Raw genomic sequence first — 19,868 nt, 5'->3', positions numbered from 1 at the left:
GCATCGCGTCGCGCGGGAACTGCACATCCACCACGGCGCCGATGCATTGAACGATCGTTCCTTGACTCATCGTCGTTTCCCCAAACTTGTTAAAGCGTTACACCGCGGCTGCGCCGCCGACAATTTCGGACAGTTCCTTGGTGATCGCGGCCTGGCGGGTCTTGTTGTAGACCAGCTGGAGTTCACCAATCACGCTTCCTGCATTGTCGGAGGCTGCCTTCATCGCCACCATCCGGGCACTCTGTTCGGATGCCATGTTTTCGGCGACCGCCTGGTACACCAGCGCTTCTACATAGCGCACCAGGAGTTCGTCGATCACCACCTGCGCATCCGGCTCGTAGAGGTAATCCCAGTTCCCTTCCGGGGTTCCGAGACGCTCGCCGGTCAGCGGGAGAAGCTGCTCAAGCTGGGACTCCTGCTTCATCGTATTGATGAAGCGGGAGTAGACAAGGTGCACTTCGTCCAGCTCACCATTCTGGAAGGCATCGATCATGACCTTGACAGGCCCGATCAGCTTTTCCAGATGGGGGGTATCCCCGAGCTGGGTGACATGCGAGACGATCTTGGCACCCAGGCGCTGCATGAAACCCAGCCCCTTGTTGCCAATACAGGTCACACGAATATCGGTGACACCCTTGCTTTCCCAATCCTTGAGCGCGTTCAACCCAGTGCGCAAGGTGTTGGTGTTGAGGCCGCCGCACAGACCTTTATCGGTCGTTACGACGATCAGCCCAACACGCTTGACATCGTTCTTCGAGACGAGGAACGGATGCTTGTAGTCGGTGATGTTGGCTGCAGACAGATTCGCGGCGAGACGGCGGATCTTCTCGGCGTAGGGACGGGCTGCCCGCATGCGGTCTTGAGCCTTCCGCATTTTGGACGCAGCAACCATCTCCATGGCCTTGGTGATCTTTTTAGTGTTCTGGACACTCTTGATCTTGTTACGGATCTCTTTACCGCTAGCCATTTCGCTCTCCGTATGCCTGCGTTAAGCCCAGCTCTTCTTGAATTCTTCGATGACGGACGAGAGCTGCTTCTCGCCTTCGCCATCCAGAACCTTGGTCGACTCGATCTTGGCAACCAGATCGGCAGCCTTGGTCTTCACGAACTGGTGCAGCGCAGTTTCGCAAGCCAGGGCACGCTTGACCTCGACATCGTCGAAAGCACCCTTATTGACTGCGAACAGCGTGATCGCCATTTCCGAAACCTTGAGCGGAGCGTATTGCGGCTGCTTCATCAGTTCGGTAACGAGACGACCGCGCTCGAGCTGCTTGCGGGTTGCTTCGTCCAGATCGGAAGCGAACTGCGCGAACGCAGCCAGCTCACGATACTGGGCAAGAGCCAGACGCACGCCGCCGCCGAGGTTCTTGATGACCTTGGTCTGGGCAGCGCCACCCACGCGGGACACCGAAATACCCGCGTTGATGGCGGGACGGATACCTGCGTTGAAGAGGTCGGTTTCCAGGAAGATCTGGCCGTCGGTAATCGAGATCACGTTGGTCGGAACGAACGCGGAAACGTCGCCGGCCTGGGTTTCGATCACGGGGAGCGCGGTCAGCGAACCGGTCTTGCCCTTGACTTCACCGTTGGTGTATTTCTCGACATACTCCTCGGACACGCGGGCAGCGCGCTCGAGCAGACGGGAGTGCAGATAGAACACGTCGCCGGGGTAGGCTTCACGGCCCGGGGGACGACGCAGCAGCAGGGAAACCTGACGGTAAGCCCAGGCTTGCTTGGTCAGATCGTCATAAACGATCAGGGCGTCTTGACCGCGGTCGCGGAAGTACTCGCCCATAGTGCAGCCGGAGTACGGAGCGATGTACTGCATCGCAGCGGACTCGGAAGCGGTGGCAGCAACGACAATGGTGTATTCCAGTGCGCCGTGCTCTTCAAGCTTGCGCACCACGTTGGCAACCGTCGAAGCCTTCTGGCCGACTGCCACGTAGATGCACAGGACGCCTTCGCCCTTCTGGTTGATGATCGCGTCAACAGCGACGGCAGTCTTGCCCGTCTGACGGTCACCAATGATCAGCTCACGCTGGCCACGACCAACGGGAACCATTGCGTCCACCGACTTCAGGCCGGTTTGCACCGGCTGGGACACCGACTTGCGCCAGATCACGCCGGGAGCAACCTTTTCGATCGGCTCGGACAGTTTGGCGTTGATCGGACCCTTGCCGTCGATCGGCTGGCCGAGGGAATTGACCACACGACCGAGCAGTTCCGGACCAACCGGAACTTCCAGAATGCGGCCCGTGCACTTGACGGTATCGCCTTCGGAGATGCCTTCGTATTCACCCAGGACCACGGCGCCGACGGAGTCGCGCTCGAGGTTCATGGCGAGGCCAAAGACGTTGCCGGGGAATTCCAGCATTTCGCCCTGCATGGCATCGGAAAGGCCGTGAACACGGCAGATACCGTCGGTCACTGAAACCACGGTACCCTCGGTGCGGGCATTCGCGGACAGCTGCAGGTTCTGAATCCGACTCTTGATCAGGTCACTGATTTCAGAGGGGTTGAGTTGCATAGCTTATGCTCCTAGTTCTTTAGCGCGGCGGCCATGTTCGCGAGCTTGCCGCGGACCGAGGCGTCGATGACTTCATCCCCAACGACGATCTTGACCCCACCGATCAACTCGGGGTCGACGCTGACAGTCACGTTGAGTCTGGCCTTGAAGCGAGCTTCCAGGTCAGCAACGAGCGTTTTCAGCGTGGCATCGTCCATGGGAAAAGCGGAGGCGATGTTCGCCTCCTTGACACCTTCATGTTCGTTCTTTAGGGCAACGAACAGGTCACGGATCTCGGGAAGCACTTGCAGACGCTCGTTTTCGACCAGAACACGCACATAGTTCTGCTGTTCAGCAGACAGTGTGGTTCCAGCGACGTCGAGGAAAAGCCCGGCCAGTTGTGCAGGCTGGAGCTTGGGATCGCTGATGCAATCCCCCATTTGCGGATCGGCGGCGATAGCCGCCAGCCGACCTAGTGCTTCCGACCAAGGCCCCAGCGCATTGCCCGCGGAAGCGAGCTGAAATGCCGCTTCAGCATAGGGGCGTGCGATGGTGACGTTCTCGGCCATGGCTTATTGAAGTTCCTGTTTCAGGTTGGCCAGCAGGTCCGCATGGGCCTGAGCATTGATTTCCTTACGGAGAATCTTCTCGGCGCCAGCGACAGCGAGTTGGGCGACCTGATCACGCAGGGCTTCCTTGGCACGCTGGGCAGCGACGCCAGCTTCGGCTTCGGCGGCTTCGCGGGCCTGGGCAATGATTCGGGCGGCTTCGGCACGAGCTTCATCGAGGAACACTGCAGCCTGCTTTTCAGCAGAAGCACGCACGTCCGTAGCGGACTCGCGCGCCTTGCGCAGCTCTTCAACGACTTTCTTCTCGGCGAGGGCGAGGTCATTCTTCGCCTTGTCCGCAGCCGCAAGCCCGTCAGCGACTTTCTTCGCGCGCTCGTCAAGTGCCTTCACAATGGGGGGCCACACGAATTTCATCGTGACCCACGCCAGAATGAAGAACACAACGAGCTGGGCTACCAGGGTTGCGTTCAGATTCACGGTTATCTTCCTTTAGTCAGGTTGAGCCGCGAAACTTAGATCTTGAACGGGTTGGCGAACGCGAACATCATGGCGATACCGACACCAATCAGGAAGGCGGCGTCGATCAGGCCGGCCAGCAGGAACATCTTGGTCTGCAGGGCATTCATCAGCTCGGGCTGGCGAGCAGAAGCTTCCAGGTACTTGCTACCCATGATGCCGATACCGATACAGGCACCGATAGCACCCAGACCGATGATCAGACCGGCGGCCAGAGCAACAAAACCGAGAACGTGTTCCATGACTACTCCTTTAGTTGAGATGATTTAAATTGAAACCGAAACGACTGCTTGAACCTTGAAACTACTTAGTGGCTTTCGTGAGCCTGCCCGATATATACCAGGGTCAGCATCATGAAGATGAAGGCCTGCAGGGCGACAATCAGGATATGGAAGACCGCCCAGATGGACCCGGCAACGATGTGACCGAGGAAACCGAACACAGTGGCGGTACCGCCCATCAGCGCGATCAGCATGAAGACCAGTTCACCGGCGTACATATTGCCGAACAGTCGCATGCCGTGGGAAACGGTCTTGGCCAGAAACTCGATCATCTGCATCAGGAAGTTGATCGGATAGAGCAACGGGTGAGAGCCGAAGGGGGCGGTGAAAAGTTCGTGAATCCAGCCGCCGAAGCCCTTGATCTTGATGTTGTAGTAGAGGCAGATCAGCAGCACGCCGATGGACATGCCGAGGGTGCCATTGAGATCAGCGGTGGGAACGACGCGCATGTAATGCAGACCGAACATCTCACCAATACGCGGCAGCAGATCAACCGGCAGGAAGTCCATGGAGTTCATCAGGAAGATCCAGAAGAACACCGTCAGGGCAACAGGAGCAACAAACTTGCGGGATTCAGCGCTATGGACGATGCCTTTGGCCTGATCAGCCACCATCTCGACCAGAATCTCGATGGCAGCCTGAAAACGACCAGGAACACCGGAGGTCGCACCATTGGCGGCCTTGATCAGGATCAGCAGGGTGACGACACCCAGGCCAATGGAAAAGAAGAGGGTATCCAGGTTCCAGACACTCCAGTCGATGATCGCGGTTTGCGCGTGACCGGTGGAGTTGAGGTGGGTCAGGTGGTGGACGATGTATTCACCCGCGGTCGGGGCGTGTGCTTCGGTACCAGTGCTCATGGTCAGGTCTTCACCAAAAATGCAAACAAATTCGCCTTAAGCGCCACGATCAACCCGGCAAACAACGCCAACCAATGGACGTCTGGATACGCGAATTGAACGGTCGCCAACAATCCTACGGTTGACGCGATCTTCAAGAACTCGCCAACGAAAAACTCGATCGGGTACGACGCAGCCGGCCTTCTGGAAACCAGAGACAGGCGAATGGCGAACAGCAAATTGGGAAGTGTACAGGCTGCGCCTCCCAACGCCGCCGACAACGCACCGCGCGTCCCTGATATCAATCCGGCGATCGCTGCCGCCAGTATTGTCGCGCCTATCTGCAGGTATACCGCTTTAAACATGGCTCTCTGCGTGGCACGCCGGGTAATGCGCCGTCCGCCGTACTAAAAACGTGTGGATGGTAGGGGTTAACCGCAGGAATGTCAATCATCGCGGCACTGCAACAAAACGGGACAGGGCATTGATCCAGCAGGCTTCCATTCCAGCCTTCGAGCCACCTGCTTGACAGACCAAAAATACATATCGAAGATGATCGATATGAATAAGGATTACTCTCGATCAATCCCCAGCGCCTGGCGCGACATTGCAGCCGTTTTCACAGCCCTTGGTGATGAACACCGTCAGCGCATGCTGCTCACCTTCGAGCCTGGCGAACGCCTCAACGTGGGACAGATCGCCCAGGTCTCCACACTCGCTCGCTCAACGGTTTCCCATCACTTGAAGGTTCTCCGGCAGGCAGGCGTGCTGCGCTCCGAAAGGGAGGGCAAGGAGATCTACTACTCGGTGAACAAGCACTTCCTGGAGGAAGCCTTCGTTCGCGTGACCACCTACCTTCACAACGATCTCTGAACCTGGACATGCTGCGGACTCTCCTGAAGACGATCCTGCGGATCGCCGCTTCCCTGCTGTTCCGGGTCCGGATGCAGGGCCAGATTCCGGGCCGGAGCCCCCGCCTCCTGGTGGTCGCCAATCATGAGTCCTTTCTGGACGGACTGCTCCTGGGCCTCTTTCTGCCCCTGGATCCGGTTTTTGTGGTGCATACGGGGGTCTTGGGCAATCCACTCTTCAAGGCCGTGCTGTCGCTGGTGGATTATCTGGCCGTGGATCCCACCAGCCCGATGGCCATGAAAAAGGTGATCCGGCTGATCGAGGCTGGCCGACCCGTTGTGATCTTCCCGGAAGGACGCATCACCACCACCGGCAGCCTGATGAAAACCTACGATGGCCCCGCTTTTGTAGCCGCCAAGACCGGAGCGACGATCCTGCCCGTGCGCATCGACGGCGCAGCAAGGACCTATTTCTCCCGTCTGTCGGCCCACGTGCCCCGTCGTCTGTTCCCCCGGATCAGCCTGTCCATCCTGCCAAGCACCCACATTCCCATGCCCGTTGCTGGGTCCGCCCGTCAGCGCCGCCGCAAGGCGGGGGAAGAAATGCGCCGGCTGATGCAGGAAATGATCTTCGCCACACGTCCGAACCTGACCCTGTTCGAGACACTGCTTGATGCGGCCCGAATCCAGGGAAGGAGCCGCCGGCTGCTGGAGGATCTCCGGCAGACGGAGTACAGCTATCGTGACCTGATCAAGATGAGCCTGGCCTTGGGCAGACTGAGCGCCCGACAAAGCCAGCCCGGGGAATCCGTCGGCCTGCTGCTGCCCAACCTCGCACCGACCCTGGCGCTGGTTTTCGGCTTGTCGGCCCACCGCCGCACCGCCGCGATGCTCAACTACACCGCCGGAGTAGACGGCATTCAGGCAGCCCTGACGGCGGCCCGGATCCGGACCATCATCACTTCCCGGGCCTTCGTGGAACAAGCGAAACTGGGAGACAAGCTGGCTGCACTCGAAAACGTACGCATCTTGTGGCTCGAGGACCTGCGGGCAGCGTTGTCCATCGGCGACAGGCTGTGGCTGATGCTGTGGGCACTTCCCTTTCCCGGCCTGGCCCTGGGGCTGGGCTCCCCGGAAGATCCCGCCGTGGTGCTGTTCACCTCGGGGTCGGAAGGCAAGCCCAAAGGTGTGGTGCTCTCCCATCGGGCCCTTCTCGCCAATGTGGCCCAGATTCGCGCAGTGGTGGATTTTTCCATCGACGACAAGATCCTCAATGCACTCCCCTTGTTCCATTCCTTCGGACTGACGGCCGGCGGCCTGCTACCGGTATTGACGGGTGCCCGGGTCTTCCTCTACCCCTCGCCCCTCCATTACCGGGTCATCCCCGAGCTTGCCTATGATCGCAACTGCACGGTTCTGCTGGGGACCAGCACCTTCCTGGGCAACTACGCGAAATTTGCCCACCCCTACGATTTCTACCGCCTGCGCTACGTGATCGCCGGTGCCGAAAAACTGTCCCCATCAGTCAGGGATCTATGGTTCGAGAAATTCGGTCTGCGCATCCTTGAAGGCTACGGAGCCACCGAAACGGCCCCCGTACTGGCCGTCAACACGCCGATGGCCTACCGCAGCGGTACCGTAGGCCAATTCCTGCCGGGCATCCAGACAACACTGCTTCCGGTCCCTGGCATTGCCAGCGGCGGCATGCTTCACGTGAAGGGACCCAATCTGATGTCGGGTTATCTGCGGGTGGAGGATCCAGGCCTGTTGCATCCCCCTGCATCTACCGTCGGAGAGGGCTGGTACGAAACAGGGGATGTGGTCGAAGTGGATGACGAGGGATTCGTGAAGATCGTTGGCCGGGTCAAGCGTTTTGCCAAAGTGGCAGGCGAGATGGTTTCCCTGGAGTCCGTGGAGAAACTGGCCACCAGCGCCTCACCCCACGCCAGCCACGGCGCCACCACCCGGACGGATCCCTCCCGGGGCGAGAGCATCCTGCTCTTCAGTACCGACCCTGATCTGACCCGGGAAACCCTCCAGGCCGCCGCGCGAACCGGTGGCTGGCCGGAGATCGCAGTACCACGCAGAATCATCCCGGTGGATGGACTCCCCTTGCTGGGGACGGGCAAGACCGATTATGTCACCCTGAAGACGTGGGCCGAAGGAGCCTGAAAGCCATGACCAATCAATTCCGGCTCCTGGCCACCCACCGCTTCCGCCCCTTCTTCCTTACCCAGTTTCTGGGAGCCTTCAACGACAACCTGTTCAAGAACGCGCTGGTCGTTCTGCTCACCTTCCAGGCGGCCCGCTGGACACCCCTGGATCCCGCACTCCTGGCCAATCTGGCTGGCGGGATCTTCATCCTTCCCTTCTTCCTGTTCTCGGCCAGCGCCGGGCAACTGGCGGACAAGTACGACAAGGCGGCACTGACCCGGCTGGTCAAGCTTCTGGAAATCGGGATCATGGGTGTCGCCCTGACAGGCTTCCTCGCCCACAGCCTGATCATCCTGTTCGGCGCACTGTTCCTGCTGGGCTGCCACTCGACGCTGTTCGGGCCAGTTAAGTACGCCCTGCTGCCCCAGCACCTGAAGCCGGACGAACTGGTGGGAGGCAACGCACTGGTAGAAGCGGGCACCTTCGTGGCGATCCTGCTCGGAACCCTGACTGGTGGTCTGCTCGCGGCAGCAGAGCAGGGGGCGCTATGGATCGCCGGTGGCGGCATGACCGTAGCCGTGGCCGGCTACCTGAGCAGCCGGCATATTCCGCCAGCGCCAGCCCCTGCGCCTGGCCTGAAAATCAATCCAAACCCTCTGACCGAGACCTGGCGGAACATCGCCTTTGCGCGGCAGAACCGCAGCGTATTCCTGGCCATCCTGGGCATCTCCTGGTTCTGGCTCTACGGTGCCCTGTTCCTGGCCCAGTTTCCGGCCTACGCCAAGACCCTGCTGGGCGGGGGGGAAGGCACCGTCACCCTGCTCCTGGCTACTTTCACAGTGGGTATTGGAGTGGGCTCCCTCCTCTGTGAAAAACTCTCCGGAGGGCATCTGGAAATCGGACTGGTGCCCTTTGGCTCCATCGGGCTGACCTTGTTCGGACTGGATCTGGCGTGGGCATCCCCCACGGTCATACCCAGCGTCACTTCCATGGCCATCGGGGATGTACTCGCCGGGCCTGGAACACTCCGGATTCTGGTTGCCCTGATGATGCTGGGAGTTTTCGGAGGATTCTTCATCGTCCCACTTTACGCCATGATGCAGAGCCGCTCTGCCCCTGAACAGCGGGCCCGGATCATTGCCGCCAACAACATCCTGAACGCACTGTTCATGGTCGCTGGAGCCCTGGCAGCAGGAAGCCTGCTGAGCGCCGGTCTTTCACTGCCGATACTGTTCGGGATAGCAGCCCTGATGAACGCCGCCGTGGCCCTGTACATTTACAGACAGGCCCCTGAATTCCTGCTGCGCTTCATTGTCTGGCTACTTATCCACAGCGTGTACCGTCTGCGCACCCGGGGCCTCGAACATATCCCGGCGGAGGGACCCGCCATCCTGGTGTGCAATCACGTGAGCTTCGTGGATGCCTTGGTGATCACCGCAGCCTGCCCCCGGCCAATCCGCTTCGTGATGAGCCACAGGATCTTCCGCTGGCCAATACTTGCTTTTTTCTTCCGCCACAGCCGTGTCATACCCATCGCCCCGGCCAAGGAAGACCCGGCAATGATGAAAGCCGCCTTCACCGAAGCATCCTCAGCTCTGGCTGCAGGCGAACTGGTAGGGATTTTTCCGGAAGGGAGGATCACTTCCGATGGGAAAATCGGCCCTTTTCAGCCGGGTATCACCCGGATACTGAAGGCCAACCCGGTGCCTGTCGTGCCCCTGGCACTGCGCGGCCTGTGGCGCAGCACGCTTTCCCGAGGGGACGGCTCAGCCTCCAGGCGGTTGCCGAGGTGTGGTCTGCTTAACCAGATCGAACTGATCGGCGGACCTGCCCTGAATCCTTCAACCGTCAGCCTGGAGATACTCCAGACCCGGGTGACAGAACTGCGGGGCAAGTGAAAATAAACGATGCCGCTCACGCGGAAGCAAAAGGAAACTCAGGCAGGCGGATACACCGTTTGCAGGGTCAGGCTGAGGGTGGTCTCCCCGGCTGAAAACCAGATCTGACCATCCTGAATGGTGCAACTGAGGCTCATGTTGCGCTCAGCCAGGGCAGCCAGAGCCCGCGAATCCTCCTGGCTGATCGACATGATCCTGAGGTTACCGAGCCTGGCCAGAGTGGCGGCATCCTTCTGCCACCAGATATCCACAACCCGCCCCCCATAGGCCAGTACGAAGACCTCGTCGGCCCGCCCTGCTGCCCGCCTCAGGAGTCTTTCATCGGGCAGACCCACCTCGATCCACCGGAGGATCCGGCCGGTATCATCCTTTTGCCACAGGGCTGGCTCGTCTTCAGACGAGATTCCCTTACCAAACTCCAGATACTCGGCTGCGTGCAGGGCGAAAGCCAGTACCCGGATCATCATCCGTTCGTCGGTTTCCGAGGGATGACGGGCAATCGTCAGCACGTGCTCGCCAAAATAGCCGCGATCCAGGTCGGAAACAGCAAGAGTGGCACGGAAAATGGTGGATTTAAGAGCCATGGGTGAAATCCGGTCAGTGAACGAAAAACCGGGCCAGAGGCCCGGATTACAGAGCAGGCCAGCCGGATTTTACTTGCCGACGGCTGCCTTGGCTTTTTCTGCGGCTTCCTTGGTGGCATCTGCCGCGGCAGCAACTGCCTCCTTGCCCGCTTCCTTGGCAGCGGCGACAGCATCCTGGGCAGCTTCTTTTGCCACTTCAGCCTTCTCGGCTGCAACCTCCTTGCCTGCTTCAGTAGCTGCACCCGCGGCTTCCTTGGTTGCCTCAGCAGCTTCCTGAGCTTTGCTGGCTGCTTCCTTGACCGCATCGACAACCGGAGCGGGTACTGCAGCAGGCGCTTCTTCCTTCTTGGAGCAGGCAGTTACACCAAGGGCGATGAGGGCAGCAAGGACGAGAACACGGGTAGTCATCTGGGAAATCTCCTGAAAAAGTGGGGAATGGTCGTCTTACAGTAACGCAGACGGGATAAGGAAAGATGACAAACCCAAAAATCTGAAGGGCCCGATGAGGGCCCTTCAGGTGCCAGCAGACAGGAAACAGCTTACTTGACGCGGTTCCGGTACTCGTCAGTGCGGGTGTCGATCTCGATCTTGTCACCAATTTCGACGAAAGCCGGGACGGAAAGCTCGAAGCCACTCGGGGCAATGCGGGCAGGCTTCAGAACCTTGCCAGACGTGTCACCCTTGACTGCAGGTTCAGTGTATTCCACTTCGCGGACCACCGAATTAGGCAACTCTACAGAGATGGCCTTGCCGTTGAAGAACACCACTTCGCAAGGCATCCCGTCAATCAGGTACTTGAGGGCATCGGTCATGTTTTCGGCCTCGACTTCGTACTGCTCGTAGTCGGCATCCATGAACACATACATCGGGTCAGCAAAGTAGGAGTAAGTCACTTCCTTGCGATCGAGAACCACAACTTCGAACTTGTCATCAGCCTTATAAACCGACTCGGACGGCGCACCGGTAAGCAGGTTCTTGAGCTTCATCTTGACGACGGCAGCGTTACGGCCGGATTTGTTGTATTCGGCCTTCTGCACCACGAGGGCATCGCTACCCACCATGATCACGTTGCCGGAGCGGAGTTCCATTGCGGTTTTCATGCTTTTTCCTGCTGAGCTGTTGATTGCGCGGCACGTGCCACGGTAAATAGTTAACTTCTCATTCTATCCCATCTTTGCAAAAACGCACCAGCTGAGCAGAGAGGCTTTCCATAAGCTGAAGACGGGCCGACCAGGCTTCTCCATGAGCGGCAAGAGCAGCCAAGGCTTTCCTGAAGGCAGGCCAGGATGCAACCACGGCCTGCCCGTCCCCCTGATTCCAGGCTACCCAGAAGGTTTGCAGTACTGAACGCACTTCCGGGTCAAGCCCTGCGCAGAACCGGGACAGGAAAGCAGCCAGCTTTTTCAGGTGGGCCTCGTCTTCCTGGCGATAAATGTGCCAGACAAAGGGCTTTTCAGCCCACTGGGCACGCACAAAGGAATCCTCACCACGCACGAAATTCAGGTCGCAGGCCCATAACAACTCGTCGTATCGGGTCTGTTCGACAAAGGGCAGGACATGAACCACAAGATGGTCTTTCGTGAGCCTGTCCCCAGCCTTCAGAGCACTGATACCAAAAAAGTCGCAAATATCTGGCAGGGCGCGCCCCTCGGGGACCAGGCAGGTGACCCGCCCTGGCCCCTGGCCCCAGGCTGAAAGCAGCCCCTGAAGAGCAGGATTTTCATAACAAAACAATGAAATGAAGAGTTCACCAGGCTGACGTGAGGGAATGCCCCCAGCCTTTAGAAAAACACTCTCCTGGAAGGCCGAACGTCTCCAGGCGTAGTCCCCTTCCCTCAGCAAGCCACCGGTGAAACGATCGAAACCTGGAAAGAAAAAGTGCTGCACCAAAGGCAGCCGAGGGTGGGGAGAGGGCAAACGATGGCAACCGGCAACCCAATCCTCGGCGCTCAGGTATTCCAGATTGATCCAGCGGGGCGGCGGTACACAGCCCGCCATGGCCTCCAGGAAACCCTCCGGAAGCGTCGCCGCAAAAGCGGCAATGACCACTGGACCCGGCTCCACAAGGGGAAAGCAGGTCTGCCAGCTGCGGATTTCCACCCCTTCCACCAGATGACAGAGGGCATTGGAAGGCAGCGAGGGAATCAGACGACGGGCACTGGCCAGATCATCGACCCACAGGCGCGGTGCAATCCCTTCTTCCCGGGCCAGCTGACGCGCCAGGCGCCAGCAGACACCTACGTCGCCAAAATTATCCACTACCGGACAAAAAATGTCCCAACGGGGTTGCAAGGACATCACGGGAGGCAAGGATGACCGGAGGAATGACACGTCTGGGGATAAATCTGGGAAAAGAAAGCACTCAAATTGTGCACAAAGCCCCTGTTTTAGACGAGGCAAAATTTCCTCAACAAATCACACACATCCAGTCCCACCCTTTTCCGACAGCCTTATCAACGATTTAAACAATTGATTTTATTTAAAAAAAACTACTTATCCACAGAAACAGCCCGAGCATTGTTGTTAACAGTATTTATGTATACATAAAAGAAGTACACAAACACATTGAATCAATGACGGGCCCCAGAAACCCTGAAAAGGTCTGAACTGATCTCTTCACACACCAGGCAGGAATACCCCGATCCCGTTGCAAAGACACTTCTGCCAACATTCTGCTGAAACTGAATCTGTGCATAAGCCGCTCGTTTACTGTCCAGCAAAATGTGGACAACTGTCGTTTCAGCACCTGGGCAAAAAATCCTCCCCATTTCCTCCCAAGCTTGTCCCGATCCTTTTCCAGAGCTTTTTACAGTTATTAAGCTATTGAATTAAAAGAAATTTAAGTAGTTATCCACAGAAAAGTCAGGTGCATAGTTAACATAGTCTTATATATATAAATAAAAACATATACAAAACAAGCTGAAACAGATGGATGCCACGGGCAGGTCCGCCATAAGGGTTGCTCCCAAGATCAAAGACAAGCATGCTCGGCCATAATCAAGAGCCATCCAGCCTTCAGGCTCTGTCATGTCCGAACGTTGCCATCCTCGTTTCCTGACTCATCCTTACTTACTGTTAACCCTCACCGTACTGTTCTGGTCAGGGAACATGGTTGTGGGGCGAGGACTCAGGGAAGTCGTACCTCCCATGACACTGGCCCTCGGGCGGTGGATTCTGGCCTTCCTGCTGACCCTTCCTTTCGCCTGGCCCCATCTCCACACACTGAAAGGCCTGTCGAGGAGCAAGTGGACCATCCTGATGGTGCTGGGCGTACTTGGTGTCGGTGCCTACAACACCCTGGCCTACATTGCCCTGGTTCATACCACGGCAACCAATGCCGCCCTGTTGAACTCCTTCATCCCCATCGCCATCATTGCCATCAGCTGGTTCATGGGACATCGGGCGAGCGCCCTGGAGTCCATTGGCGTTACCTTGTCGTTTGCCGGAGTGATGACCATCATCAGCCGGGGAGATATGACCGTTCTGGCAGGACTCAGCCTGAACGCGGGGGATTTGTGGATGCTGGCAGCCGTCCTGTCCTGGGCGCTTTACACAATCGGGCTACGATGGCGGCCAGCTGGCTTACACCCAATGGCCCTGCTTGCGGTGCTTACGGCGATCGGCCTGATGCTCCTGGCGCCTCTGTGCGTCTGGGAGCTGATGGAGGGACGACCTGTCCAGTTAACACCTGGCGCAGTCGCCGGTGTGGTCTACACGGGTGTTTTCCCTGCTTTCCTGGGATACGTTTTTTACAATCGGGCGGTGGGAGAAGTGGGACCCTCCACTGCCGGGCTCTTCATTCACCTGATGCCCGCTTTCAGTACCCTCCTGGCCATGTTTTTCCTGGATGAAATCCCCCGGATCTATCATTTTTTCGGGATTGGGCTGATTCTGAGTGGCATCTGGCTGACGACTGGCTTCAAGAAACGCTAGACTGCGGGGCCTAGCGCTGGAGTACGCCTTGCATTTTGAACATCTCATCGAGATCAATGATCCCCATAATCCGCTGATCGAGACCCTCAACCGCCGTCAGGTATGGGATGCGTTGTTTTACCGGGTGCATGAACCTGGCATTTTTCTGCCAGGTCTTGAACGGTGCGAGATCCTTTCCTCGTCTGCTGCCCGGGTAGAGCGTCTTCTGCATTTCGGGCAGGTGAGTATCCGCGATACGGTGACCTTCATGGAGCAGGTCTGGTTGTGCTTCGAGTCGGCTGCCAACGGGGAGCACGCTGGTGGTCAACTCACCATCCGGATCGAAGAGCCGGAGGATGGGCAGATCTTTCTGCGGTTTACCTATGAGACCTCCCTGCCGGAGGGGATTACCAGCAATGAGGGGGTGCAGGTCTCGGAATTCGTCAAGTCAGCTTACCGGCAGTCGGATCTGGACACCGCCCGTGCTATTCGTATGATCGCCCTCAATGGTCGGCCTCAGTAGGTCAGCCTGGGCCCTTATCCAGAAAAATTCAGGAGACACCATGCTGGTTGCAAAACCCGAGATTTCTTCTTTTCAGCCTCCTATCCGGACTTTGATGGGCCCAGGGCCGTCTGATGTTCATCCCCGGGTTCTGAGTGCCCTGGCCCGTCCGACGATCGGGCATCTGGACCCGGCTTTCGTTGGCATGATGGATGAATTGAAAGGCTTGCTCCGCTATGCTTTCCAGACCGGTAACGAGCTGACCTTTGCCGTTTCTGCCCCCGGTTCAGTGGGCATGGAAACCTGTTTCGTAAACCTGGTGAGCCCTGGGGACAAGGTCGTCGTCTGTATCAATGGTGTTTTCGGTCAGCGCATGGCCGAGAATGTACGTCGATGTGGCGGTACTCCAGTGATCGTTGAAGATCGCTGGGGAGATCCGGTGGACCCGGCCAAGGTCGAGGAGGCTTTCAAGGCTCATCCGGATGCGGTAATCCTGGCCTTTGTGCATGCAGAAACATCTACGGGTGCCCTGTCCGATGCCGCTAGTCTGGCGGCGATTGCCCGTCGTTTCGGTGCTTTGACCATCATGGATTGCGTCACCTCCCTGGGGGGGGTGCCGGTGCTGCTGGATGAGTGGGGCATTGATGCTGCCTATTCTGGGAGCCAGAAGTGTCTTTCCTGCACTCCGGGTCTGTCGCCGGTAAGCTTCTCGGTGGCCGCGGTCGAGCGCATCAAGGCCCGTAAGGTGCCCTGTCCCAGCTGGTTCCAGGATCTGGGACTGGTGCTCGGTTACTGGAGCGGAGCCAAGCGGACCTATCACCACACAGCACCGGTCAATCCCCTGTATGGCCTTCATGAGTCTCTGGTGATGCTGGCCGAAGAAGGTCTGGAGAACGCCTGGCAGCGTCATCGGGACAACCACCTGCGTTTGCGGAGTGGCCTGGAAGCTCTTGGCCTGAGTTTTGTGGTCCGGGAAAATGCCCGGCTACCCCAGCTCAATACCGTCTGGGTGCCGGACGGTGTGGATGAGGCGGCTGTCCGAACCCGTCTTCTCCAGGAGTTCGGCATCGAGATTGGTGCAGGTCTGGGCGCTCTGGCCGGAAGGGTCTGGCGGATTGGCCTGATGGGGCATTCCAGCAGGCAGGCCAACATTACCCTGTGCCTGGCTGCCCTGGAGTCCTTGCTGCACGGCTGAAGTCGAAGCCTGGAGATTTCCCGGTTTCATGGTGGTGCCGGGGGATCCTGTGTTTTATCCGGTGTTGTGGATCAGGGCTTGCCCCGGGTGAAGAATCCCCGGGAGAAGCCCTGATTTTCCGGAATACCTATTTTTTGCTGTCCCCTCCGCTCACGGTCAGCTCACCCTTGAGCTTATCGATGCTTTTCTCCCCGAAGCCTTTCACGTTCTTCAGGTCATCCAGGTTCTTGAAGGGACCGTTCTTGGTTCGATATTCGATGATGGCCTGGGCTTTGGAGGGCCCGATCCCCTTGACGCCGTCGAGGTCGGACTGGGTTGCCGTATTGATGTTGACTGCGGCCAGTGCAAGCTGGATGCCGGCGATGGAGAGGCCGAGGAAGGACAGGATGTGTTTCATGGTGATGTCTCCGGGTGTGATGACAATGTAATTAATAGTTAAGCCAATTGTCATTGTCAACGAATGTTGCAACATCTCGAGACAATTGTCTGACCACCCGAGTTCAGGCTGCTGCGTTAGAACAGCCAGACCCGTCTGGAGCAGCTGTCATGAAGCGTTGGATGTCCCTTGTCCTGTTGTCCATCACCCTGGGGGGCTGCATTGTCCTGCCAGCGAATCATCACGGCGGCTATGGGCGTGCCCATCATCCCTACGTGGCACCTCCGATGATGGGGGTTCCGCCAGTGCCCGGACCGGGATCTGGTTGGGGTGGGGATCACCGCAGGGGATGGGGACACCGCTAAAAGGGGTCGTGGCGGCACGCGTTTGCGCTTATTCTCAAGGTCTGCGAAGAACAACCGTGGCCGGTCCCAGGGACGGCCTGCATACATGTTTCATGCTCCGCCTGCCGATGCCGTCCGCGAACACCGCCTGAACCTGGCGGAGGTGCTGGATTTGCTGGTCCTGGACGGACGGGTGAATGCGGTGGATGCTGATTTCCTGCGCTTGAGCAATGCCCGGAAACCCTCTGACACCCATCCCCTGATCATCATCGCCAGCCAGAAATGGCTGGATCGCCTGCCTGGCCAGCGCGTGCTCAGCCTTGAAGAGCTCACCGAGTGGCTGGCGGGCAGGGTGGGACTCGAGTATTACCGGATCGATCCTCTCCGGATCGATTTTGCTGCGGTGACTGCGGTGATGTCTTCGGCCTATGCCACCCGTTTCGGTGTGCTGCCGGTCCAGGTGGGTCCGCGGGAGGTCGTGGTGGCCACTACCCAGCCTTACCTGCGTGAATGGGAAAAGGAAGTGGCCGGCATCCTGAAGAAGGAGATTCGCCGGGTGATTGCCAACCCGGCTGATGTGGCCCGCTACCTGGTTGAGTTCTACAATCTGGCCCGGTCCGTCAAGAACGCGGTCCGTTCCACCACCCAGGGAGGAGGGCCTTCCAGTTTCGAGCAGTTGGTGGAACTGGGCCAGACCCATCGTCAGCTTGATGCCAACGACCGTCATATCGTCAACATCGTGGACTGGTTGTGGCAGTACGCCTTTGAGCAAAGGGCCAGCGATATCCACATCGAGCCCCGGCGCGACCTGGGTCTCGTGCGTTTCCGGATCGATGGGGTGCTGCATCAGGTGTACCAGATGCCGATGCCGGTTTTGACTGCCATGACGAGCCGGATCAAGATTCTCGGCCGGATGGACGTGGTGGAGAAGCGCCGGCCCCAGGATGGCCGGATCAAGACCGGGGTGGCCAGCGGCAAGGAGGTCGAGCTGCGCCTGTCCACCTTGCCCACTGCCTTTGGCGAAAAACTGGTGATGCGGATTTTCGATCCGGAGGTACTTGTCCGCAATCTGGTTGAGCTGGGATTTTCCGAGCAGGACGAGACCCGCTGGCGATCGATGATGGCCAGACCCCATGGCATCGTGCTGGTTACCGGTCCGACCGGTTCAGGAAAGACCACCACCCTGTATTCCACCCTCAAGCAGCTTGCGACCCCTGAGGTGAATGTGTGCACCATCGAGGATCCCATCGAGATGGTGGAGCCCAGTTTCAACCAGATGCAGGTTCATCAGGCCATCGATCTGGGGTTTGCCGATGGGGTCCGGGCTTTGATGCGCCAGGATCCGGACATCATCATGGTGGGCGAGATCCGTGATCTTGAAACGGCTGAAATGGCCATCCAGGCCGCCCTTACCGGACATCTGGTGCTGTCTACCCTGCATACCAACGATGCCCCATCGGCGATCACCCGGCTCCTTGATCTGGGGGTGCCGGCCTATCTTCTCAATGCCACGCTGCTGGGCATCATGGCCCAGCGGCTGGTGCGGATCCTGTGCCCACACTGTAAGGAGGCCCACCCACCGAGTCCCGAGCAGGAGATTATCTGGGATCATCTTGTCAGCCCCTGGAAAGCCCCTCGCCCTGCTACCCTCCACCGGGCCGTGGGGTGCCTGGAATGCCGGATGACCGGTTACATGGGGCGAATTGGCCTCTATGAGATTTTGCTGATGTCCCCTGAGCTGCGTCGGACCATCACTGGGGAAGCGGACCTGGCGAGGGTTCGGGAGCAGGCGATGCGCGAGGGCATGAAACCCCTCCGGTTGTCTGGGGCACTCAAGGTGGCGGCGGGCCTGACCACGCTGGAGGAAGTCGTCAAGGTAGCCCCTCCGGCTGAAAGTGAGCGGGAAGCCTGAAGCTCTTTCCCACGGGTACGGTTTGGGCGTACCCTGCCGGGCATCCGCGGCCAAGCCGCCCTTATCCTGTTTTGCTGGAGCCCCTGATGGCCTCATCCCCCGATAACGTCAGCATGGCCCTGTTCTGCGATTTCGAGAACGTGGCCCTGGGTGTGCGCGACGCCAAATTCGAAAAATTCGACATCAAGCTGGTTCTTGAGCGCCTTCTGCTCAAGGGCAGCATCGTCGTCAAGAAAGCCTACTGTGACTGGGACCGTTACAAGGGCTTCAAGGCGGCCATGCACGAGGCCAATTTCGAGCTTATCGAGATTCCCCATGTGCGCCAGTCTGGCAAGAACTCGGCGGACATCCGGCTCGTCGTGGATGCCCTCGACCTCTGTTACACCAAGAGCCACGTGGATACCTTCGTGATCATCTCGGGTGATTCGGATTTTTCGCCCCTGGTGTCCAAGTTGCGGGAAAATGCCAAGCAGGTAATCGGAGTCGGCGTCAAACAGTCCACCTCTGATCTCCTCGTCGCCAACTGTGATGAGTTCATCTTCTACGACGATCTTGTGCGTGAAACCCGCCAGACCGCAGCCAAACGGGAGCCCCGCGAAACCCAGCAGGCCCAGCGCCGTACGCCCGAGGAAGAGAAGCGTCGCAGGGAAGAGCAGGATGCCCGACGCAGCCGTGCGGTGGATATCGTCGCGGAAACCTTCGAGGCTCTGCTGGCCGAGCGGGGAGATACCGGCAAGATCTGGGCCTCCGTGCTGAAGGAGGCGGTCAAGCGCCGCAAGCCCGATTTCAGCGAGACCCGCTACGGTTTCAAGGCCTTTGGCAACCTGCTGGATGAAGCCCAGACCCGGGGCTTCCTGGAAGTGGGTCGGGATGACAAATCCGGTACCTTCGTGATGCGCAGTGCTCAGGTGCGGGGTGAAAACCGTGCAGAAGGGGCTTTCCCACTGGAGACGCTGCCAGCACTGGAAGTGCCTGTGCAGGAGGTTCTCGCCAGTGACGAAGGGGACAACCGCCGGGGGAGTCGTCGTCGCAATGGCCGCAAGAGCCGTGTCGATGCCGCGCTTCCCCAGGAACAGCCTGGTCTGTCATTGCCGGAGACTGAAGGAGAAGTATCCGTTCCGGAGCCGATGGATATGCCGGTCGTTGCTCTCCTCCCCGGAAATGAGAAGCGGGAAGACCCCGTCGAATCGGGTGACACCGGTGCCGTCAAGAAGCCTCGCAAGCGCAGCCGCAAGACCGAGGCGCCTGTGGAGTCTGTTCCTTCAGCCGAAGTCCGTACCGAGGCTGTGCCCGAACCCCGCAAACGCAGCCCCCGCAAGAAAGTGGAGGTACGTGAGGGCAGCGCGGACGCAGAGCCTGTGGAAACGGCCGCTGTTGAACCTCCCAAGACGGGGCGGCGGCGCAGTCGAAAGGTGGCTTCCTGAGCCGG

The 19,868-nt window shown here is 58.8% G+C and carries 20 protein-coding genes; 8 read left to right on the top strand and 12 right to left on the bottom strand.

Annotation, left to right across the window (positions count from 1 at the left end):
• Positions 1 to 97: 97 nt before the first annotated feature.
• The 7 genes from atpG to PHD22_RS04850 all read right to left on the bottom strand — a co-directional run bounded on the left by atpG (position 98) and on the right by PHD22_RS04850 (position 5,076).
• Positions 98 to 967, bottom strand: a complete 870-nt coding sequence (gene atpG, locus PHD22_RS04880; RefSeq protein WP_299863097.1) for a F0F1 ATP synthase subunit gamma — start codon at positions 965 to 967, stop codon at positions 98 to 100.
• A 21-nt stretch (positions 968 to 988) separates the two neighbouring features.
• Positions 989 to 2,527 (bottom strand): F0F1 ATP synthase subunit alpha, encoded by a 1,539-nt coding sequence (gene atpA, locus PHD22_RS04875; protein WP_299863095.1) that lies wholly within the window; start codon positions 2,525 to 2,527, stop codon positions 989 to 991.
• Positions 2,528 to 2,538: 11 nt separating this feature from the next.
• Positions 2,539 to 3,075: a F0F1 ATP synthase subunit delta gene (locus tag PHD22_RS04870; protein WP_299863092.1), complete on the bottom strand. Its 537-nt coding sequence runs from the start codon at positions 3,073 to 3,075 to the stop codon at positions 2,539 to 2,541.
• Between the two features lie 3 nt (positions 3,076 to 3,078).
• Positions 3,079 to 3,552, bottom strand: coding sequence for a F0F1 ATP synthase subunit B (locus PHD22_RS04865; protein ID WP_299863089.1), 474 nt, complete (start codon positions 3,550 to 3,552; stop codon positions 3,079 to 3,081).
• Between the two features lie 35 nt (positions 3,553 to 3,587).
• Positions 3,588 to 3,833 (bottom strand): F0F1 ATP synthase subunit C, encoded by a 246-nt coding sequence (gene atpE, locus PHD22_RS04860; RefSeq protein ID WP_079434620.1) that lies wholly within the window; start codon positions 3,831 to 3,833, stop codon positions 3,588 to 3,590.
• 65 nt (positions 3,834 to 3,898) lie between these two features.
• Complete coding sequence (gene atpB / locus PHD22_RS04855) at positions 3,899 to 4,732, bottom strand: F0F1 ATP synthase subunit A (protein ID WP_299863082.1); 834 nt, start codon at positions 4,730 to 4,732, stop codon at positions 3,899 to 3,901.
• Between the two features lie 2 nt (positions 4,733 to 4,734).
• Positions 4,735 to 5,076 (bottom strand): ATP synthase subunit I, encoded by a 342-nt coding sequence (locus PHD22_RS04850; RefSeq protein WP_299863079.1) that lies wholly within the window; start codon positions 5,074 to 5,076, stop codon positions 4,735 to 4,737.
• Between the two features lie 196 nt (positions 5,077 to 5,272).
• Between PHD22_RS04850 and PHD22_RS04845 the strand changes: the two genes are divergently transcribed.
• From PHD22_RS04845 to PHD22_RS04835, 3 genes are read left to right on the top strand one after another with little or no spacing between them, the layout of a single operon-like run.
• Positions 5,273 to 5,584, top strand: coding sequence for a metalloregulator ArsR/SmtB family transcription factor (locus PHD22_RS04845; protein ID WP_299863076.1), 312 nt, complete (start codon positions 5,273 to 5,275; stop codon positions 5,582 to 5,584).
• An 8-nt stretch (positions 5,585 to 5,592) separates the two neighbouring features.
• Complete coding sequence (gene aas / locus PHD22_RS04840; RefSeq protein WP_299863074.1) at positions 5,593 to 7,734, top strand: bifunctional acyl-ACP--phospholipid O-acyltransferase/long-chain-fatty-acid--ACP ligase; 2,142 nt, start codon at positions 5,593 to 5,595, stop codon at positions 7,732 to 7,734.
• Between the two features lie 5 nt (positions 7,735 to 7,739).
• Entirely contained in the window at positions 7,740 to 9,614 is a 1,875-nt protein-coding gene (locus tag PHD22_RS04835; RefSeq protein WP_299863071.1) for an MFS transporter, read from the top strand.
• A gap of 38 nt (positions 9,615 to 9,652) precedes the next feature.
• Here PHD22_RS04835 and PHD22_RS04830 read toward each other — a convergent pair whose 3' ends face one another.
• The 4 genes from PHD22_RS04830 to earP form a co-directional block, all read right to left on the bottom strand.
• Entirely contained in the window at positions 9,653 to 10,198 is a 546-nt protein-coding gene (locus tag PHD22_RS04830) for a YaeQ family protein (RefSeq protein ID WP_299863068.1), read from the bottom strand.
• A 69-nt stretch (positions 10,199 to 10,267) separates the two neighbouring features.
• Entirely contained in the window at positions 10,268 to 10,606 is a 339-nt protein-coding gene (locus tag PHD22_RS04825) for a hypothetical protein (RefSeq protein ID WP_299863065.1), read from the bottom strand.
• 131 nt (positions 10,607 to 10,737) lie between these two features.
• Entirely contained in the window at positions 10,738 to 11,298 is a 561-nt protein-coding gene (efp, locus tag PHD22_RS04820) for an elongation factor P (protein ID WP_299863062.1), read from the bottom strand.
• A gap of 58 nt (positions 11,299 to 11,356) precedes the next feature.
• Positions 11,357 to 12,496 (bottom strand): elongation factor P maturation arginine rhamnosyltransferase EarP, encoded by a 1,140-nt coding sequence (gene earP, locus PHD22_RS04815; protein WP_299863058.1) that lies wholly within the window; start codon positions 12,494 to 12,496, stop codon positions 11,357 to 11,359.
• 729 nt (positions 12,497 to 13,225) lie between these two features.
• Here earP and PHD22_RS04810 point away from each other — a divergent pair.
• From PHD22_RS04810 to PHD22_RS04800, 3 genes are all read left to right on the top strand, one after another.
• Complete coding sequence (locus PHD22_RS04810; RefSeq protein WP_299863055.1) at positions 13,226 to 14,131, top strand: DMT family transporter; 906 nt, start codon at positions 13,226 to 13,228, stop codon at positions 14,129 to 14,131.
• A gap of 28 nt (positions 14,132 to 14,159) precedes the next feature.
• Positions 14,160 to 14,633: an SRPBCC family protein gene (locus PHD22_RS04805; protein ID WP_299863052.1), complete on the top strand. Its 474-nt coding sequence runs from the start codon at positions 14,160 to 14,162 to the stop codon at positions 14,631 to 14,633.
• Positions 14,634 to 14,817: 184 nt separating this feature from the next.
• Positions 14,818 to 15,807: an alanine--glyoxylate aminotransferase family protein gene (locus PHD22_RS04800; protein ID WP_299863050.1), complete on the top strand. Its 990-nt coding sequence runs from the start codon at positions 14,818 to 14,820 to the stop codon at positions 15,805 to 15,807.
• Between the two features lie 127 nt (positions 15,808 to 15,934).
• Here PHD22_RS04800 and PHD22_RS04795 read toward each other — a convergent pair whose 3' ends face one another.
• Entirely contained in the window at positions 15,935 to 16,204 is a 270-nt protein-coding gene (locus PHD22_RS04795) for a helix-hairpin-helix domain-containing protein (RefSeq protein ID WP_299863047.1), read from the bottom strand.
• Between the two features lie 429 nt (positions 16,205 to 16,633).
• Between PHD22_RS04795 and PHD22_RS04790 the strand changes: the two genes are divergently transcribed.
• Together PHD22_RS04790 and PHD22_RS04785 are read left to right on the top strand one after the other, a co-directional pair.
• A complete protein-coding gene (locus PHD22_RS04790; RefSeq protein WP_299863044.1) occupies positions 16,634 to 18,439 on the top strand; it encodes a GspE/PulE family protein in 1,806 nt (601 codons plus the stop codon).
• Between the two features lie 86 nt (positions 18,440 to 18,525).
• Entirely contained in the window at positions 18,526 to 19,863 is a 1,338-nt protein-coding gene (locus PHD22_RS04785) for an NYN domain-containing protein (protein WP_299863042.1), read from the top strand.
• Positions 19,864 to 19,868: the final 5 nt, after the last annotated feature.

The sequence above is a fragment of the Zoogloea sp. genome (assembly GCF_028693495.1).
In the GTDB taxonomy this organism is placed as follows: Bacteria; Pseudomonadota; Gammaproteobacteria; order Burkholderiales; family Rhodocyclaceae; genus Zoogloea.
The sequence above is the reverse complement of the archived record's forward strand: the minus strand, read 5'-3'. Positions and strand labels throughout refer to the sequence as shown.

Bases quoted from the DNA above. Each gene is read 5' to 3' on its own strand.
- atpG (WP_299863097.1), bottom strand. From the start codon at position 967: ATGGCTAGCGGTAAAGAGATCCGTAACAAGATCAAGAGTGTCCAGAAC.
- atpA (WP_299863095.1), bottom strand. From the start codon at position 2,527: ATGCAACTCAACCCCTCTGAAATCAGTGACCTGATCAAGAGTCGGATT.
- PHD22_RS04870 (WP_299863092.1), bottom strand. From the start codon at position 3,075: ATGGCCGAGAACGTCACCATCGCACGCCCCTATGCTGAAGCGGCATTT.
- atpE (WP_079434620.1), bottom strand. From the start codon at position 3,833: ATGGAACACGTTCTCGGTTTTGTTGCTCTGGCCGCCGGTCTGATCATC.
- atpB (WP_299863082.1), bottom strand. From the start codon at position 4,732: ATGAGCACTGGTACCGAAGCACACGCCCCGACCGCGGGTGAATACATC.
- PHD22_RS04850 (WP_299863079.1), bottom strand. From the start codon at position 5,076: ATGTTTAAAGCGGTATACCTGCAGATAGGCGCGACAATACTGGCGGCA.
- PHD22_RS04845 (WP_299863076.1), top strand. From the start codon at position 5,273: ATGAATAAGGATTACTCTCGATCAATCCCCAGCGCCTGGCGCGACATT.
- aas (WP_299863074.1), top strand. From the start codon at position 5,593: ATGCTGCGGACTCTCCTGAAGACGATCCTGCGGATCGCCGCTTCCCTG.
- PHD22_RS04835 (WP_299863071.1), top strand. From the start codon at position 7,740: ATGACCAATCAATTCCGGCTCCTGGCCACCCACCGCTTCCGCCCCTTC.
- PHD22_RS04830 (WP_299863068.1), bottom strand. From the start codon at position 10,198: ATGGCTCTTAAATCCACCATTTTCCGTGCCACTCTTGCTGTTTCCGAC.
- PHD22_RS04825 (WP_299863065.1), bottom strand. From the start codon at position 10,606: ATGACTACCCGTGTTCTCGTCCTTGCTGCCCTCATCGCCCTTGGTGTA.
- efp (WP_299863062.1), bottom strand. From the start codon at position 11,298: ATGAAAACCGCAATGGAACTCCGCTCCGGCAACGTGATCATGGTGGGT.
- earP (WP_299863058.1), bottom strand. From the start codon at position 12,496: ATGTCCTTGCAACCCCGTTGGGACATTTTTTGTCCGGTAGTGGATAAT.
- PHD22_RS04810 (WP_299863055.1), top strand. From the start codon at position 13,226: ATGTCCGAACGTTGCCATCCTCGTTTCCTGACTCATCCTTACTTACTG.
- PHD22_RS04800 (WP_299863050.1), top strand. From the start codon at position 14,818: ATGATGGATGAATTGAAAGGCTTGCTCCGCTATGCTTTCCAGACCGGT.
- PHD22_RS04795 (WP_299863047.1), bottom strand. From the start codon at position 16,204: ATGAAACACATCCTGTCCTTCCTCGGCCTCTCCATCGCCGGCATCCAG.
- PHD22_RS04790 (WP_299863044.1), top strand. From the start codon at position 16,634: ATGTTTCATGCTCCGCCTGCCGATGCCGTCCGCGAACACCGCCTGAAC.
- PHD22_RS04785 (WP_299863042.1), top strand. From the start codon at position 18,526: ATGGCCTCATCCCCCGATAACGTCAGCATGGCCCTGTTCTGCGATTTC.